At 55.2% G+C, this 15,383-nt stretch carries 10 protein-coding genes and 1 pseudogene; 4 read left to right on the top strand and 7 right to left on the bottom strand.

Annotated elements, in window-relative coordinates:
- Positions 1-19 precede the first annotated feature (19 nt).
- Positions 20-1,183: a cysteine desulfurase family protein gene (locus tag DYE26_RS31505; protein WP_036620663.1), complete on the bottom strand. Its 1,164-nt coding sequence runs from the start codon at positions 1,181-1,183 to the stop codon at positions 20-22.
- A gap of 441 nt (positions 1,184-1,624) precedes the next feature.
- On the opposite strand from DYE26_RS31505, the pseudogene DYE26_RS31500 reads away from it, so the two are divergent.
- Positions 1,625-1,938 (top strand): annotated as a pseudogene (locus DYE26_RS31500) (glycoside hydrolase family 125 protein); the annotation flags it as partial.
- A gap of 492 nt (positions 1,939-2,430) precedes the next feature.
- Here DYE26_RS31500 and cymR read toward each other — a convergent pair.
- The gene (gene cymR, locus DYE26_RS31495) at positions 2,431-2,850 is read right to left on the bottom strand and encodes a cysteine metabolism transcriptional regulator CymR (RefSeq protein WP_036620661.1); all 420 of its coding nucleotides are present in this window, start codon (positions 2,848-2,850) and stop codon (positions 2,431-2,433) included.
- A 306-nt stretch (positions 2,851-3,156) separates the two neighbouring features.
- On the opposite strand from cymR, the gene mnmA reads away from it, so the two are divergent.
- Positions 3,157-4,290, top strand: a complete 1,134-nt coding sequence (mnmA, locus tag DYE26_RS31490; protein ID WP_036620658.1) for a tRNA 2-thiouridine(34) synthase MnmA — start codon at positions 3,157-3,159, stop codon at positions 4,288-4,290.
- Between the two features lie 508 nt (positions 4,291-4,798).
- Here the strand turns inward: mnmA and DYE26_RS31485 are convergent.
- Positions 4,799-6,112: a replication-associated recombination protein A gene (locus DYE26_RS31485; RefSeq protein WP_036620656.1), complete on the bottom strand. Its 1,314-nt coding sequence runs from the start codon at positions 6,110-6,112 to the stop codon at positions 4,799-4,801.
- A 474-nt stretch (positions 6,113-6,586) separates the two neighbouring features.
- Here DYE26_RS31485 and DYE26_RS31480 point away from each other — a divergent pair, with 474 nt between their 5' ends.
- Positions 6,587-6,883, top strand: a complete 297-nt coding sequence (locus tag DYE26_RS31480; RefSeq protein WP_036627728.1) for a CD3324 family protein — start codon at positions 6,587-6,589, stop codon at positions 6,881-6,883.
- 242 nt (positions 6,884-7,125) lie between these two features.
- Positions 7,126-7,965: an HNH endonuclease gene (locus tag DYE26_RS31475; protein ID WP_371861002.1), complete on the top strand. Its 840-nt coding sequence runs from the start codon at positions 7,126-7,128 to the stop codon at positions 7,963-7,965.
- A 1,493-nt stretch (positions 7,966-9,458) separates the two neighbouring features.
- Here DYE26_RS31475 and DYE26_RS31465 read toward each other — a convergent pair.
- The 4 genes from DYE26_RS31465 to aspS all read right to left on the bottom strand — a co-directional run bounded on the left by DYE26_RS31465 (position 9,459) and on the right by aspS (position 15,340).
- Positions 9,459-11,813, bottom strand: coding sequence for a HelD family protein (locus DYE26_RS31465; protein WP_036620652.1), 2,355 nt, complete (start codon positions 11,811-11,813; stop codon positions 9,459-9,461).
- A gap of 283 nt (positions 11,814-12,096) precedes the next feature.
- Positions 12,097-12,762 carry a YdeI/OmpD-associated family protein gene (locus tag DYE26_RS31460; protein WP_051985320.1) on the bottom strand — a complete coding sequence of 222 codons (666 nt, stop codon included), beginning with the start codon at positions 12,760-12,762 and terminating at the stop codon, positions 12,097-12,099.
- Positions 12,759-13,514 (bottom strand): tRNA threonylcarbamoyladenosine dehydratase, encoded by a 756-nt coding sequence (locus tag DYE26_RS31455; RefSeq protein WP_036620648.1) that lies wholly within the window; start codon positions 13,512-13,514, stop codon positions 12,759-12,761. The genes DYE26_RS31460 and DYE26_RS31455 overlap by 4 nt, the downstream gene beginning before the upstream one ends.
- 47 nt (positions 13,515-13,561) lie before the next feature.
- Positions 13,562-15,340 carry an aspartate--tRNA ligase gene (aspS, locus tag DYE26_RS31450; RefSeq protein WP_036627717.1) on the bottom strand — a complete coding sequence of 593 codons (1,779 nt, stop codon included), beginning with the start codon at positions 15,338-15,340 and terminating at the stop codon, positions 13,562-13,564.
- Between the last annotated feature and the right edge of the window lie 43 nt (positions 15,341-15,383).

Here is a 15,383-nt window from a genome sequence, read left to right as displayed (position 1 = left end):
AAAAGCTAGAGGACCCCCGTTACGAGTGCCCATAACTTCTTTTACGGAGACGTTCCAAAATGGTTGCAATTTTTTCTGCGGTTTGCACAACTTCTTCTTTAGTATTACCCCATCCGAAGCTAAAACGAATCGCCGAACGTAAAAAAGCCTCAGATACGTGCATCGCCTCAAGCACATGCGACGGTTCCAGCGACCCCGAGGTGCAGGCCGATCCGCTTGAAGCGGCAATCCCTTCCATATCCAGGTTCATCAGCATCGTCTCCGAATCACACTCGGGAAAACTGATATTGGCGATATGCGGCAAATGCTCGGTAGGATGGCCGTTGACGTGGAAGCGTTCGCGCGTAATGCGCGCCTCTAGCGCGTTCAGCAATTCCCGGCGCAGCTCCGCCTCGTGGGCGGCCCGCTCCTCCCGCTCAGACACAACCAGTTCCACCGCCTTGGCGAAGCCGGCGATCCCCGCCATGTTTTCGGTTCCGGCGCGGCGTTTTCTTTCCTGGAGGCCGCCGTGCAGAATCGGCTCGATCGCCAAGTCCTTCCGTACGTACAATGCCCCAACTCCTTGCGGACCATTGATTTTATGGGAGGAGAAGCTCATCAGATCGACCGGCAGCCCGCTGCAGGCAATCGGCAGCGAACCGAGCGCTTGCACGGCGTCGACGTGAAACAGGATATCCCGCTCTCTGGCGATTTGTCCGATCTCCGCGACCGGCTGAATCGTACCGACCTCGTTATTGCCGTACATCACGCTGATCAGGATCGTATCCGGGCGAATCGCCTCCCGCACCTGCTCCGGATGCGCCTGGCCGTACCGGTCGACCGGGAGATACGTCACCTCGAAGCCGTCTTTTTCCAAACGCTCGCAGGCATGCAGAACGGCGTGATGCTCGATGGACGTCGTAATGATGTGGCGCCCCTTGTCTTTACGGGCAGCGGCCGTGCCAAACAGCGCCAGGTTGTCGCTTTCCGTGCCGCCGCTCGTAAACACCAGCTCGTCCGGACGGCAGCCGATGCGCGAGGAGATCGCGTCCCGCGCCCCGTTCACAAGCCGTTTGGCGGCGCGGCCGTAAAAATGCACGCTTGAGGCGTTGCCGAACTGCTCCCGCATCACGTTCAGCATCGTTTCCGCAACCAGCGGACGGACCGGGGTGGATGCGGCATGGTCGAGATATATGTGAGTCATTTTCCTTAGCCACCTTAAACGAAGGGATGCCGGGACATGTTCCCGACTTTTTTTAAGAGGTAGTTCAAAAAGTCCGCTTTTGATCACGAAGTGAATCAAGAAGCAAACTCGACATTGAATCTTGAATTCAGCCGGGCCTAAGCATATGCTTCCGAAGCATGTTTCCTACGGAAACATTTCAGTTGCTCACGGCGCTCCTAACGTCCCTAGCTTCATCCAACCTTCTCGGTGCTGAAAACCGGCCTTTTTGAACACACACTTTAAGCAGTCTTATTCTATATGATTTTCCGAAAAAAAACTACTCATGCCTGAAATGCGACAATTTTCTATCTTTTCTTCCTTTAACCGCAAATTATAGCATAGTACTTATAACGTTATAATGATCATAGATGTGCCATAAGGGGGAGGTTATTCGTGGCCAAAGCAGTAAACCATTTCTAAAATACCCGGCGTTTTGCCTTGAGCTTCGACAACCCGTTTCATTTCGAAGGCAAATTCGCCAAGAGCATCGGCAATCCGTATACGCCGGGCGGATACGTGTGGCACATGGCGCTGGCGATGCAGGCGCTGGCGGCCATTGGTCGACGAGGAAGTCAAGGCGCTGATCGACACGCTGGTCGCTGCGGACGCGGACCACCGGGTATATGCACGAAGGATTTCACTAGGAAAACCCGGCCGATTTCTCCCGGGAATGGTTCGCGTGGTCTAACAGCCTGTTTGCCACACTGATCTGCAAAGCCATGGACAAAGGGTAGGTTTAGAATCAGGTTTCCCGCAAAGGCTTAGGTTGTCTAAATAAAATTGGGTTTGCAGGAAATCTAACGGTTGTAGCAGCGGCTATTTTTACGAAAAAAGCCCTTTTCAAAATTTTAACGGTTGTGAGAAGCGTTATTTGCCTGAATCTAAGCAAAATAAGCCGGGTGTCAGTGAAATAAGCGCTATGGCAACCGTTACAATTTGAGATCAACTTTTTTGACCGAATAGCGGTTGTGGCAACCGTTAGGTTAGTTGTTGGCTAGAGGTGTATCTTGTCGGAATTAGTGCAACGCTGATGCAATTCATGTCGTTATTTTCCCCGATCGTAAGTTCTAGGATAAGCCCCAAAAAGAGCCTGCAAATACAAATCCGCAGGCTCTTTTTGGGCTGACTTTTGTAATTACTTACTTTATCTAAGGCCACTCAAAGCCGCCATCAGCAATATGAGATGACTTCGCATAAGCCGTCAACGGCTGACCGCGGACAAAATCTTAAATGTAGAACATATAATTCTCTTTCGCGCCATGCTCTTCAAAGTTGACTAAGTTTTCCAGCGTTGTCGAATCGAGCACCTCCGCAATGCTGTCGCGGATGCGCAGCCATAAATCGCGTTTGGCCGGATCGTCTTCCTCGGTAAAATCAACCGGAGAAATCGGTCCTTCCAGAACGCGGATAATATCCCCCGCCGTAATTTCGCTCGCGTCGCGCGACAGGATGTACCCGCCGTAGGCGCCGCGTACGCTTTTAACCAATCCGGCGTTGCGAAGCGGTGCAATGAGCTGCTCCAGATAATGCTCGGACAGCTGGTTTTTTTCGGCGATGCTTTTCAGGGAAGTCGGGCCCTCGCCGAATTTTGCGGCCAACTCCATCATAATCGTCAATCCATAGCGTCCTTTTGTAGAAATCTTCAAAGAAGCCACCTCTTTCAATTTTCAGGGAAACTTTATATAATTGAACTCCGATCAATTAAATGGCGATTGACGGCGTCTACGGCCCAAAACCGCGGCTGAAGTCCAGTTATTTAAAGAATACCTCCCTATTCCTATCTTTAACCTCTGCTTATCGTAACATATCATATGTGTTTTGAAAAATAAATCAACCTTTTTGGGGTTGCAATTTGTTTTCCTTACTTTAATATAGGGAATACCCATCGTATAGGGTTGCACGCATATGGTAAAATAACGGCAGGGCCACATGCGCCCAAAGGAGTGATAGAAATGAAGCAACCAAACGAAACCCGCGTTGTCGTCGGCATGTCCGGCGGCGTCGATTCTTCGGTGACGGCGCTCCTGCTGAAACAGCAAGGCTACGACGTTATCGGCATATTTATGAAAAACTGGGACGATACCGACGAATTCGGCTACTGCACCGCTGAAGCGGATGCCGAGGATGTCCGCCGCGTGTGCGAGCAAATCGATATCCCCTACTATACCGTCAATTTCGAGAAACAGTATTACGATAAAGTTTTTGCCTACTTTCTCGATGAATATAAGCGCGGCCGTACGCCAAATCCCGACGTGATGTGCAACCGCGAGATCAAATTCGGCGAATTTTTGAACAAAGCGCTTGATCTCGGCGCGGATTACGTCGCTACCGGCCATTATGCCCGCGTTGTCGAAAAAGACGGGGTGTACAAGCTGCTGCGCGGCGTTGACGGCAACAAGGACCAAACGTACTTCCTGAATGCCTTGAATCAGGAGCAATTGTCCAAGGCGATGTTCCCGATCGGCCATCTTCCGAAGCCGGAGGTCCGCCGCATCGCGGAAGAAGCCGGCCTGTACACGGCGAAGAAAAAAGACAGCACCGGCGTTTGCTTTATCGGGGAACGCAATTTCAAGGAGTTCCTGAGCAATTATTTGCCGGCCCAGTCCGGCGATATGGTCGACATTGCGACCGGTGAGGTCAAGGGCCGCCATGACGGGCTGATGTATTATACGCTGGGCCAACGGCAAGGCCTGGGCATCGGCGGCTCGGGCACCGGCGAACCGTGGTTTGTCGCGGATAAAGACCTGGAACGCAACATTTTATATGTCGTTCAGGGCGATAAGCATCCGAGCCTGTATTCGACGGCGCTGACCGCTTCGGGCGTCAATTGGATCGCCGGAGCTGACAAGCTGCCGGACGGACCGTTCCGCTGCACGGCGAAATTCCGTTACCGCCAGGCGGATCAAGGGGTAACCTTGACGAAGCGGGCGGACGGCACGGTGTATGTCGAGTTTGACGAGCCGCAAAAAGCGATCACGCCGGGGCAGGCTGTCGTGTTTTACCAAGGCGAGGAATGCCTCGGCGGCGGCACGATCGAATCGCCGGTGAAGCTGGAGGCGCGTGAGGCGGAAGGGGCGCTGGGGTAATACGAGCCGATAAGCTCGCCCTTTCTCGGGGTCCTCTGCTCGAAATATAGGGACAACAGGGCCAGCCTTCCAGAGCGATGATATTTAGACCGATGCCCCATAAGAGCGTGACGCCGCTGAACATCAAAACAGGAGCCCGCCGGTAAGCCGGCGGGGCTCTTTTATGGTGTGCCGAGAAAACCAGCTAAAATCAGGCCGCCCGAGAAACTCCAGTGAGAAAATAAGGACACAAAACGTCGTTATTTCAGCGATATCCGTCCGTTGGAGAGAAGTAGAAGCAATTTATGCCGCTATTTTGCCCCATCGCAAGGAAATGCCCGTGCTTTGGGCCATTCATAGGAAAATAGGGGCACAAAACGTCGCTAATGGGGATGAACATGCCAGGCTTCGGATAAAAAATACATAAAGTGCAGCTAATTTGCAGGCCCGGCCGACGGTTGGCCGTTCCATTCAGTTGGCTTTTGAGGGCCGATTTTTTTGGCTGAGCAGGCCTACGAAAGACCCGCCCTTATCTTTTCACCCTGCGCCGCAGCTCCTGGTTGTGTTTGATTTTCGCCTCGTTGCCCTGCTCCGTAGCGTGGTAAAACGTGCGGCCGGACAACCTCGGCGGCAAATATTCCTGCTCCACATAATGCCCCGGATAATTGTGGGGGTATTTATACCCTTCGTGCCCCAGCTTCACGGCGCCTTTGTAATGGGTGTCCCGCAAATGCAGCGGCACCTCGGCCGAAACGACCTCCTCGATCGCCGCCATGGCGTTTCCGATCGCCTCAACCACCCCGTTCGATTTCGGACTTTCCACCGCGAACAAAATCGCCTGGACGACATTAAGCTTGGCCTCGGGCCAGCCGTTGTTGCGGTAGGCTTCCAAAGCGCTGACCGCCTGCACCATCGCCTGCGGATTGGCCAGCCCGATGTCCTCGCTGCTGGCGGCGATCAAACGCCGGATGAAGGTCATCGGGTCCATCCCCAGCTTTTCCACCGCGTACAGGAACCAGAACACCGCGGCGTCGCTGGAGCCGCGAATGCACTTGTGGAACGCCGACAGTACATCATATTGCGTCGATTCGTCCGCCTTGACCAGCGGGCGGCGGATCGACTCCTCGGCGACTTCGAGCGTCAGATGCACCGTGCCGTCCGGCTGCGGCGGCGTGGTCATCGCGGCCAGCTCCAGCGCGTTCAGGGCGCGGCGGATGTCGCCGTTGGCCATGGAAGCGATGTGCTGGAGCGCCTCCTCGTCGGCGTTCAACTGCATGAAGCCGATCCCTTTTTCCTTATCGGCCAACGCCCGGCGCATTGCGATAAGCGAGTGCTCCTTCGTCAGCGGCTCGAGCTGAAACAAAGTGGAGCGGCTCATCAAAGCGCCGTTGACGTAATGAAACGGGTTTTCCGTGGTCGCGCCGATAAAAATGATCGTTCCCTTCTCCACCGCCGGCAGCAGCGCATCCTGGCGCGAGCTATTAAAGCGATGCACCTCGTCCAGGAACAGAATCGTTTTCGTTCCGTAAAACGACTTGTCGTTTTGCGCCTTTTCGATCACTTCCCGAACATCCTTGACCGAAGCGTCAACCGCGTTCAGCCGGACGAACTCGGCTTTCGTGTGGTTGGAGATAATGTGGGCCAACGTCGTTTTCCCGCAGCCGGGAGGGCCATACAGCAAAATCGAGGATATCTGGTCCGCTTCGATCGCCCGCCGCAGCAGCTTCCCCGGACCGACGATATGCTCCTGTCCGATATATTCATCCAGCGTGACGGGCCGCATCCGATCGGCCAAAAGCCGCCCCGCCGGGTTTTGCTCCTGTTGGTAGGAGAACAAATCCATCATGCTCACTTCCTTGATCGTAGGCATTGTCTACTCTATTCTAGCACACCCGCAGCAAAAACACTTATGCCCCATAACACCGATGCAAAAAAAGCACTTAAAGTAGTTAAAGCACCTAAAGTAGTAAAACACTTAAAAGCACTAATGCGTAAAAAACACTTATAGTTGTTCTTTCGCTTTTCCCGCGGCACAAAATATGAGTTAATATAGATGTCGGGCCGACGAATCACGGGAAAGGGGGCTGATCGAAGTGATTTCAGTGAGTGAGGTGGCTTCCGCGTAAGCGGAAACCGCAAAAAAACGGGGGGCTGGAAACAGCTCCCCTTATTTCCGTTTAGATGATGACTGTGTTATGATAGATCCTAAGTTGAATTTTTCAATATTATTCCAAGCTGAAAGGGGGATTTACGGCCATGCTGACTTATATCGTAACAACTATGGAAAACGGACCACGAAATAAGGAGGTACATGATCGTGAACTACAAAAATGGGAAGGATGTTCTTCCCCCTAGGCTGCTGCAGGAGCTCCAGAACTACATTCAAGGCGAGCTGCTGTACATCCCGAAACCGGAACGGACAAGAGCGTTATGGGGTGAATTGAGCGGATCGCGCACGTCCATCGCCAAACGAAACGAAGAGATTTACCGGCTTCACCATACAGGGTGTTCCGTACGGGATTTAGCCGCCAAATACCATTTATCCGATGAAAGTATCCGAAAAATTTTGACCAAAATGCGAGCGCTCAGACCCCAGGCAGCGGTAACGGAGTAAACGCGGGTATAAAGGTCCCGCCCCGCAGCCGAGGCGGAAAGCCAGCAGCTTGGTTCTACGATAAATTAACCATATGCGAAGCCAAGACCCGCGGTCTTGGCTATATTTATATTTTCGATCAGGTATAATGAAAATATGACTAAAGCAGGATACGCCGCTTATCCGAAACCGAGGTGACACCATTGACACAGCAGCATGCCCCGTCTTTCCGCCGGGACAACATGGAAGAGCAAAGACCAGATATGCGCCGAAACGCGCCGGTGCCGGCGACAAAAACCTGCGCCTACTGCGGCGAAGCAAAACCGGTTTCCGAGTTCCTCCGGCGCACCGGCAAACGCTCCGGCAAAGGCTCGCGCCGCGGCGCCTGCCGAAGCTGCCGGTCGCTTCGGAAGCAGCAGGCCCGCATGGTCCAGGAAAAGCCTAGGAGCGTGGAATCACCCGCTGTAGGACTTGCCGTGACGGCCGATGCCGGCGCTGCCCAGGCCCAGGCGGCGCGGCAGAGCGGCAGGCCTGACAAGAGCAAAGAAGCTGCTCGGCACAGCCGCAAGGCTGATGAAATCGTTCCCAAAGCAGGCGATGACGTTGCGGGAGCCGCTTCGGCTAGACGGGACGCCAAAGCGGCCTCCTTGCCGGCGGTTCACGGGACGACGCCGAAGCGCCGGATCAAACGTGCGCTGCCGGCACCGCCGCCGCGGGCGGAGGGGCCGGACGTGCGGACGTTGCGCCCGAACCGCAACGGGATGATCCGTATGCGCGGACGGACCGACAAAGGCCGCCGCTGGCAGCAGGAGGTCGACTTTGAATTGGCCGTAACGCTCGTCCGCGAGCATGCCGCCGTGGTCGTCAACCCGCATACGATCCGGCGCCTCTACACCAACAAAGCGTTTCGCAATTATATTCTCACCCGCGACAACTATACCTGCTTTTTTTGCGGGGAATACGGGGACACGATCGACCATCTGCTGCCCAAAGCGAAAGGCGGCCACACCACTCCGGTAAACTGCGTCTGCGCCTGCAATTTGTGCAATCAAAGCAAAGCGGACCAAGACCTGGAGGATTTTATCGAGGGCCGGCCCCGCTGACCGATGAAAAAATCCCGGCCCATGGTTAGGTTCGGATCAACACATCTGCATCGGGGTCCCTGGTACCCACTGAGACCATCACCGCACGAAATGCAAAAGTGCATGCGATTTTCGTCGAAATTCCTCGAAGCGGGCAGTTCAAATGCAAATGTATAGTTCATTTCCGGTCAATAGCTACTTTTTGATCAAATGTCCGCAAAACAGATGCACTTTGCATTTTAATCGCTCTAAAACGTGAATATACGAAAAATGAAATGCACTTTTGCGGTTCATCCTCCGCTAAAGCAGCCGTTCCTTAGCAAAGGAGCGAACATGCGGAAGCGAGATATGCATCCAGTAAGGGGTAATGCCAGCGTAACTGTCACCAGGTGCAAACGAATGGATAAAATTAGAATCCCCCCCAAAGCGAAGGGTATTTCCTAAATTGACAGAATGTTACCCATATGAAGATAGTATAAAGAGACTTAAAGATTACGATTCCCTTTTAAACAGCATATTTTAGATTAAGGTTAGAGAAGGTAAAAAAGCTCGGAGATTGAGGGAATAATATCAAGTTTTTTTCAACACCCTACCTGCAAAAGTTTGTTCCAGCCTTGCGAACGTATACCGGTATCCGGGTAAGCGAACTGGTCAATGTACGGCTTTCGGAAATTGATTTTTCACTACTGGCAAATAACCATCAATAAAGGGAAGGGTGGAAAAGCTCGAATTGTTCCGTTCCCGCAATCATTCAAAGAGCTATTGGCCATGCATGCTGATGCGATGAGGAAAAAACTGCGGTTTATTGTTTGAATCGTCGTGGAAGAAAAAATATACGGATCGGGGAATGCGAGAAAATCGGCTCAACCTAATAATCAGCGCTTGACAGGGAAGGCCGGTGCTTGGTCGGCAGATCAATATCCGCTGTCCGGACGCTTTGCACGATTATCCCGTTTGATCCGGAAGCAGAGAGGAAGATAAATTCAGGAGAAAAATATGTTTAAGAGAAGCAGACATGTTCGAGATCGTTAGACAGGTTTGTGAGCAGGAGGTTAGGAGAAGTGAAGCAGACCTGACGGGAGGAATGGGGCAAGACACCGGGAAAAATGAAAAGACCGTGAATAGCCCCCATCCTCTCCCCCCCTGAACAAAAGGAATAATCGTGCAAAGCAGCAGGCAGGGATACCAAGACACCTTTCGCCACACAGGCTACGCCACTTCCTGTTGACCTGGCTGAAAAAGCAGGACATCGACGACGCTCTCATCCCACCGTACTCCGCGAGGTTATTCGCACAATTCCCGGGTATTTCCTGACGTAACGGTCTCAGCAGGCGCTATTCGGCTCCAAATGAGGCCGCTTGGAGTGATTTCATGCTAATAGTCGCTCAGGTCATTTTAATCCCTACATTTCAGTCCGTGACGCGCCACGCACGCCTAATCAACTCGCCTAATGGTTTCATCTCACGGTCGCCTGGGGCGCTAAACTCGGGCCCCTAAACTTCAGGGACCGCAGATCAAAATCCCTCCACAGCCGCGCGGACGGCGAAGTCAGTGTCTTCTCCGGGAACGTAGTCCGGCAGCTCGTCGCCATGCAGCAGCCACAGCTCATGCAGCGCGCGGGTGCAGCCGACGTAAAGAAGCTTGGCTTCCTCCGGCCCGTAGTGAAGCGGGTCGACGTCCGTCACGATCACTGCGTCGAATTCCAGCCCTTTGGACAAATACACGGGCAGCACCGACACCCCGCCGGCATATTCCTTGAGTTCCCCGTTAATCAGGTTGATCTCGGTACCGTTCTTCGTCAGTCCCTTATGCAGTTCCTCATGCAGTTCCTCCGCTTCGCGCATCGTCCGCGTCAGAATCGCCACCGTCCGGTACGTGCCCGACAGCGCCTTGTCCAAGGCGTAACGGATTGCGCCGAAGCGCCGTTCTCCGGCCGCCGGCAGCAGCCGCACCGGCTCCCCGCTGCGGAACACCGGGACGGCAAGCAAATCCGTTCCCACGCCCCGCTTCAATATTTCGTTGGCGAACTCAATGATCTCCATTGTCGAGCGGTAGCTTCGGGTCAACGCAAAGTAAGCCGTCTCCTCCGGACGGAACAGGTTCTGCATTTCCTCCCAGCTTCTTACGCCTTTGTAATAGTGAATGCCCTGCGACAAGTCTCCCAGGATCGTAAACGAATGCCCTTTGACGAACCGGTCCAGCACATACACCTGAAACGGCGAAAAATCCTGGGCCTCGTCGATCACCACATGGTCGAAGGTCATTTTCCCGTCGATTTCGTTGACCACGGAGTACAGATACAACAGTGCGGGCAGATCTTCTTCCTTAAGGTTGTTTTTCTTCAAATAGCCCTGCGTTTCCCGCCAAATCTCCCGCGGAATCCGCCCCGCCATATCCGCAAGGCCCGAGTCCGCCGTCCCGCCGCTCCTCCGGATGCCAAACAGACCCCGGTACAGGTTAAGCGGAGCGAGCTCAGGCCACTTTTTGGCGTATGCTTTTTCCCGCTGCTGCGCCTTCTTTTTGCGTTCCTTCAGCGCCGCCGCGGAAGACGGCTTCTTCAGCTCCATTTCGATCCAGCGGTGAATCCGCGCCAGCACCCGTTCCTTGCGCCGGGCGACCGGGTAATGGCGGTATTCGCCTTCAAACCAGCCGATGATCTCCTTCCGGGATAAACACGCCCCGTCCCAAGGCTCAAAGTCCCCTTCGGGCACGCAGATGGACTCCAGGTTTTCCAGATAGGCATCGATTAACGACTTAAAATGCATGGAGCCTTTAAACCGGCCGGGCAGCTTGTTATCGTCCGGGCTTTCCTGAACCTGGGCGCCCCCATGCATCTGCTTCCGTCCCAGCCCCTGTGCTGGTACCTGCTCTTTCACCTGATCCTGCTCTTCCGCCTGATCCTTCGTCTGAGCCTGCCACTGCGCGATCCCCTGCCTCAGCTTCTGCTCCTGCGCCTGTCCTTCCGCCTGGCTCCGCCCTTGCGGCTGTCCCGGCCAGTCTCCGTCAAACCAGTGCGACAGCGCTTCCGTCCCGTCAGACGGCCCCTCCTCCAAGCCAAGCACCCGGGCCGCCCAATCGCTGAACGTATTTTGCTGGATATCCCCGACCCCCAGTTCGGGCAATACTTCGGAAATGTAGTCGATAAACATATGATTCGGCGCAAAAATGACCAGCCGTTCCGCAGAAATCTGCTCTTTGTACTGGTACAGCAAAAAGGCCAGCCGATGCAGCGCCACGGTCGTTTTCCCGCTGCCGGCGACCCCCTGGATGATCAACGCCGTATTTTTGGCCGCACGGATAATTTGATCCTGCTCGGCCTGGATCGTCGAAACGATATCGCGAAGCCGATTATCCTTATTTTCGCCGAGCCGGTACACGAGAAACTCGTCGCTTACGGCCGGTCCGTCGCTGTCGCGGTCGTACGTATCCGCCACCCGTTCGAGAATGCCCTTGCGAATCACGATGTTGCGTTTCAGGTACACCAGTCCGTCAATCAAGCCTTCGGGAGCAAGATAAGAAGCCTCATCCCCGCCGGTAAAAGAATAAAACAAACTGGCGATCGGCGCGCGCCAATCGATAACGAGCGGGTGCCCCGCTTCCGGGTCGCCGACGCCCACTTTGCCGATATAGATCGGCGTCCGTTTTCTGCCCGCTTCCGCAAAATCAAGCCGGCCGAAATAAGGCTCACGCTCCGACTGCTCCAGCTGTTTCCTTTGCGATTCGCGGTTTGCCTCAAGCAGTTGCTCCGTAAAATCATGCCCCGTGTATACGGGGATGCTGCGCAGCTCTTTCAGCTGCCTTTCGATCTCTTCCAGGGTGCGATCTAGCCGCGCCTTTTCTTCTTGATAGGCACTTTGAAAATGTTCCACTTTCAGTTACCTCCTAAGATTGATGTACTCCGCCGGTCAACCGCAGGGCAGTCGAAACGCCCGCCATCCGCTATTTTCCCATGATCCGGAGCCAGAGAAACCTCATTATATCACTACGGCGAAAAAAAGGCGAACTTCCCCGGCAAAACAGGCACAAATAACCCAGGCGCGCTAAAAAGCGCAGATTCGATGTTGTCATCAAACCTGCGCTTATGTCCGGCAGCCGCCTAAGGACACTATGCCTCGTACGACCTGATGTTTGTAAAAACACGCAATACGAACCTTACGCTTTGTCGCTCGGGCGCTTCAGCCCCTGCTCCAGCTTTTCTACCGTTTTGACAATCCGGCTCTGCCGCGTCTCTTCCCGCTTGGCCTCCGATATCCATTCAATGTAAGCCTTGCGGTGGGAAGGGGCGAGCCCGTCAAAAAAAGCGGCGGTCTGCGGATGATCGCGCAAAGCGGCCGTCAAATCCTCCGGGGCCTCTACCGGCTGGGCCGGCTTCTTAGCCGGAGCCGCTCCGCTCCCCGCGCCACGCCGGGACGACGACCGTGCAGCCTTCACCAATTCAGCCGGACGGAAACGCATGGCGGACCACACCTCGTCCACGGAGACGAGGGCGATTCCCTCAAATCCGGCCGCCTTCACCGTCTCCCAGCCCTTGTCCCGGGTCAGATCCGTACCCGCTTTGGCGCCGCCCTTCGGGTAACACAACCACAGCAGCCCGTCCGGTTTGACCGCGTCAAGCGCCGCGCCGGCCCGGTTCTCCACTTCCCCGATCGAACGGAAAAACATCTGCACGAAGTCGTAACTCCCGGCCAGCTTCCCGTCGTACACGGCGTGATCCGGCCCCAGGCCAAGCTCGCCCAAATAACCTTCCGGAGCGTTCAGCACCAAACTCCGGGCGCCGGCTTCGGGCAAACGCAGCTTTTTCGCCAGCGCCTCGTTCATACGCGCACTCCACCGCGTTCCAGCAGCTCGCGGACGGCGACGCTGACCATGATCAGCCCCACCACCGGCGGGACAAACGAGTTGCTCGCCGGCGGCTGCTTCGCTTTGCGGATTTGCGGAGCGTTTTCCGGCACGATCTTTTTCGTGACATCGGCGCGCGGCTTGACCGGCTGCTCCGTGGAGAAAACGACCTTGACCCCTTTGCGGATGCCTTCTTCCCGCAATTTCGCGCGGATGACGCGGGCCATCGGGTCCATGTGAGTCTTGGAAATGTCAGCCACTTGGAACTTGGTCGGGTCCATTCGATTGGCCGCGCCCATGCTGGACAAAATCGGAATCCCGCGCTTCAGGCACTCCTTGATAAGGTGGATTTTGTATTTGATCGTATCGGAAGCGTCAAGCACGTAGTCGATTTCATATTTGAACAATTCCTCGTACGTTTCTTCCGTGTAAAACATATTCAGGGCGATCGTTTCGCACTCCGGATTGATCAGCTTGACCCGCTCGCACATCAGATCCGCCTTCTTCTGGCCGATCGTCGTCGTCAGCGCATGGATTTGGCGGTTGATGTTGGTAACGTCGACGACGTCCTTATCGATTAGGATGATGCGGCCAATCCCCGTCCGGGCCAAAGCTTCGACGGCGATCGAACCGACCCCGCCGATGCCGAGCACGGCGACGGTGCTTTTTTTCAATACGTCCAGCCCTTCCGCCCCGATCGCCAGCTCGGTCCGTGAAAATTGATGAAGCATGGTCTAAGCACCTCCCGAAATATGGCATGTATGGCATTTCATGTTGTTTATTTCTTCGCTTCGGCCGGTTTGACGGCAAGCTTGATATGCAGCTGCTCCAACTGCGACCCGTCCACTTCGGAAGGCGCGTTCATCAGCAGATCGGTCGCGCTCGCCGTTTTCGGGAAGGCGATCGTTTCGCGCAGGTTCGAACGTCCGGCAAGCAGCATCACCAGGCGGTCGAAACCGAAGGCGATTCCGCCATGCGGCGGCGTGCCGTATTCGAACGCATCGAGCAGATAGCCGAATTTGTCCTGGGCTTCTTCCGGCGACAGGCCGATCGCATTGAACATCTTCTCCTGAACGTCGCGCCGGTAAATCCGCATCGAGCCGCCGCCCACTTCGTAGCCGTTCAGCACGAGGTCGTAGGCCTGGGCCAAAATTTTGCCCGGATCGGTGTCGAACAAAGGCAGATCTTCGTCGCGCGGACGAGTGAATGGATGGTGTTCGGCAACGTACCGTTTCTGCTCCTCGTCCCAGCCGAGCAGCGGGAAGTCCACCACCCAGGCGAATTTATAGACTCTGTCGTCGATCAGGCCCAGGTCGCGGCCGATTTTGAGGCGCAGCGCGCCAAGCACGTCGGCGACGACCTTTTTATTGTCGGCGGAGAACAGCAGCAGGTCGCCTTCTTCCGCGCAGGTGCGTTCCTTCACCGCGGCGATTTCCTCTTCGGTGAAGAACTTCACGATCGGGCCGCGGAATTCGCCTTCCTTCACTTGAATCCAGGCGAGGCCTTTCGCGCCGTAGCGGGCGGCGTACGGTCCCAGGTCGTCGATGTCCTTCCGGCTCCAGGTGCCGCAGCCTTTGGCGTTCAGCACTTTGACTTCCCCGCCTTTTTCGATGACGGAAGAGAACACCTTCACGCCGCTGTTCGCCACGAGATCGCTAACGTCCACCAGCTCCAGACCAAAGCGCAAATCCGGCTTGTCGGAGCCGTATTTGCCCATCGCTTCCGCGTAGGTCAGGCGCTGGAACGGCGTAGGAATGTCAATGCCCTTCGTTTCCTTGAACAAGCGCACAACCAGCTTTTCCATCATATCGAGCAGATCGTCCCGCGACAGGAACGAGGTCTCGATGTCGATCTGGGTGAATTCCGGCTGGCGGTCGGCGCGCAGGTCCTCGTCGCGGAAGCAGCGGGCCATCTGGTAGTAGCGTTCCACGCCGCTGACCATCAGCAGCTGCTTGTATAGCTGCGGCGACTGGGGCAGGGCGAAAAACTCGCCCTCGTGCACACGGCTCGGCACAAGATAGTCGCGCGCGCCTTCCGGCGAGCTCTTGGTCAGGATCGGCGTTTCGATTTCGATGAAGCCTTCCGCATCGAGGAAGTCGCGGAATACTTTAGCCGCTTTCGAGCGCAGCCACAGCGTTTGCTGCATTTCCGGACGGCGCAGGTCCAGGTAGCGATATTTCAGGCGCAGCGATTCGTCCACTTCGATGCCGTCTTCAATGAAAAACGGCGGCGTTTTCGCGGCGTTCAGCACCTCGATTTCCGTGACCTGTACTTCGATTTGCCCTGTCGGCAGGTTCGGGTTCACCGTCTCCGGGTCCCGCTGCACCACCTTGCCGCTCACGGCAAGCACGTATTCGCTCCGCACCTTGTCGGCAATTTGCAGTGCTTCCCCGGAATAAGCCGGGTTAAACACGATTTGCACGATGCCGCTGCGGTCGCGCAGGTCGATAAACAAGACGCCTCCCAGGTCGCGGCGGGTTTGCACCCAGCCGTTTAACGTGACGGTTTCTCCAATATTCGCGGTGCCGAGGGCGCCGCAATGATGAGTACGCTGCATCATGTAAAAACACTCCTTATTATATGTTGTTTAAAAAGTCATC

This window comes from Paenibacillus macerans (genome assembly GCF_900454495.1).
GTDB lineage: Bacteria > Bacillota > Bacilli > Paenibacillales > Paenibacillaceae > Fontibacillus > Fontibacillus macerans.
The sequence above is the reverse complement of the archived record's forward strand: the minus strand, read 5'-3'. Positions and strand labels throughout refer to the sequence as shown.

Excerpts from the sequence above, each read along its gene's own strand:
- aspS (WP_036627717.1), bottom strand. The coding sequence starts at position 15,340 with ATGCAGCGTACTCATCATTGCGGCGCCCTCGGCACCGCGAATATTGGA.
- DYE26_RS31475 (WP_371861002.1), top strand. The coding sequence starts at position 7,126 with ATGCGCCGAAACGCGCCGGTGCCGGCGACAAAAACCTGCGCCTACTGC.
- mnmA (WP_036620658.1), top strand. The coding sequence starts at position 3,157 with ATGAAGCAACCAAACGAAACCCGCGTTGTCGTCGGCATGTCCGGCGGC.
- DYE26_RS31460 (WP_051985320.1), bottom strand. The coding sequence starts at position 12,762 with ATGAACGAGGCGCTGGCGAAAAAGCTGCGTTTGCCCGAAGCCGGCGCC.
- DYE26_RS31505 (WP_036620663.1), bottom strand. The coding sequence starts at position 1,183 with ATGACTCACATATATCTCGACCATGCCGCATCCACCCCGGTCCGTCCG.
- DYE26_RS31485 (WP_036620656.1), bottom strand. The coding sequence starts at position 6,112 with ATGGATTTGTTCTCCTACCAACAGGAGCAAAACCCGGCGGGGCGGCTT.
- DYE26_RS31455 (WP_036620648.1), bottom strand. The coding sequence starts at position 13,514 with ATGCTTCATCAATTTTCACGGACCGAGCTGGCGATCGGGGCGGAAGGG.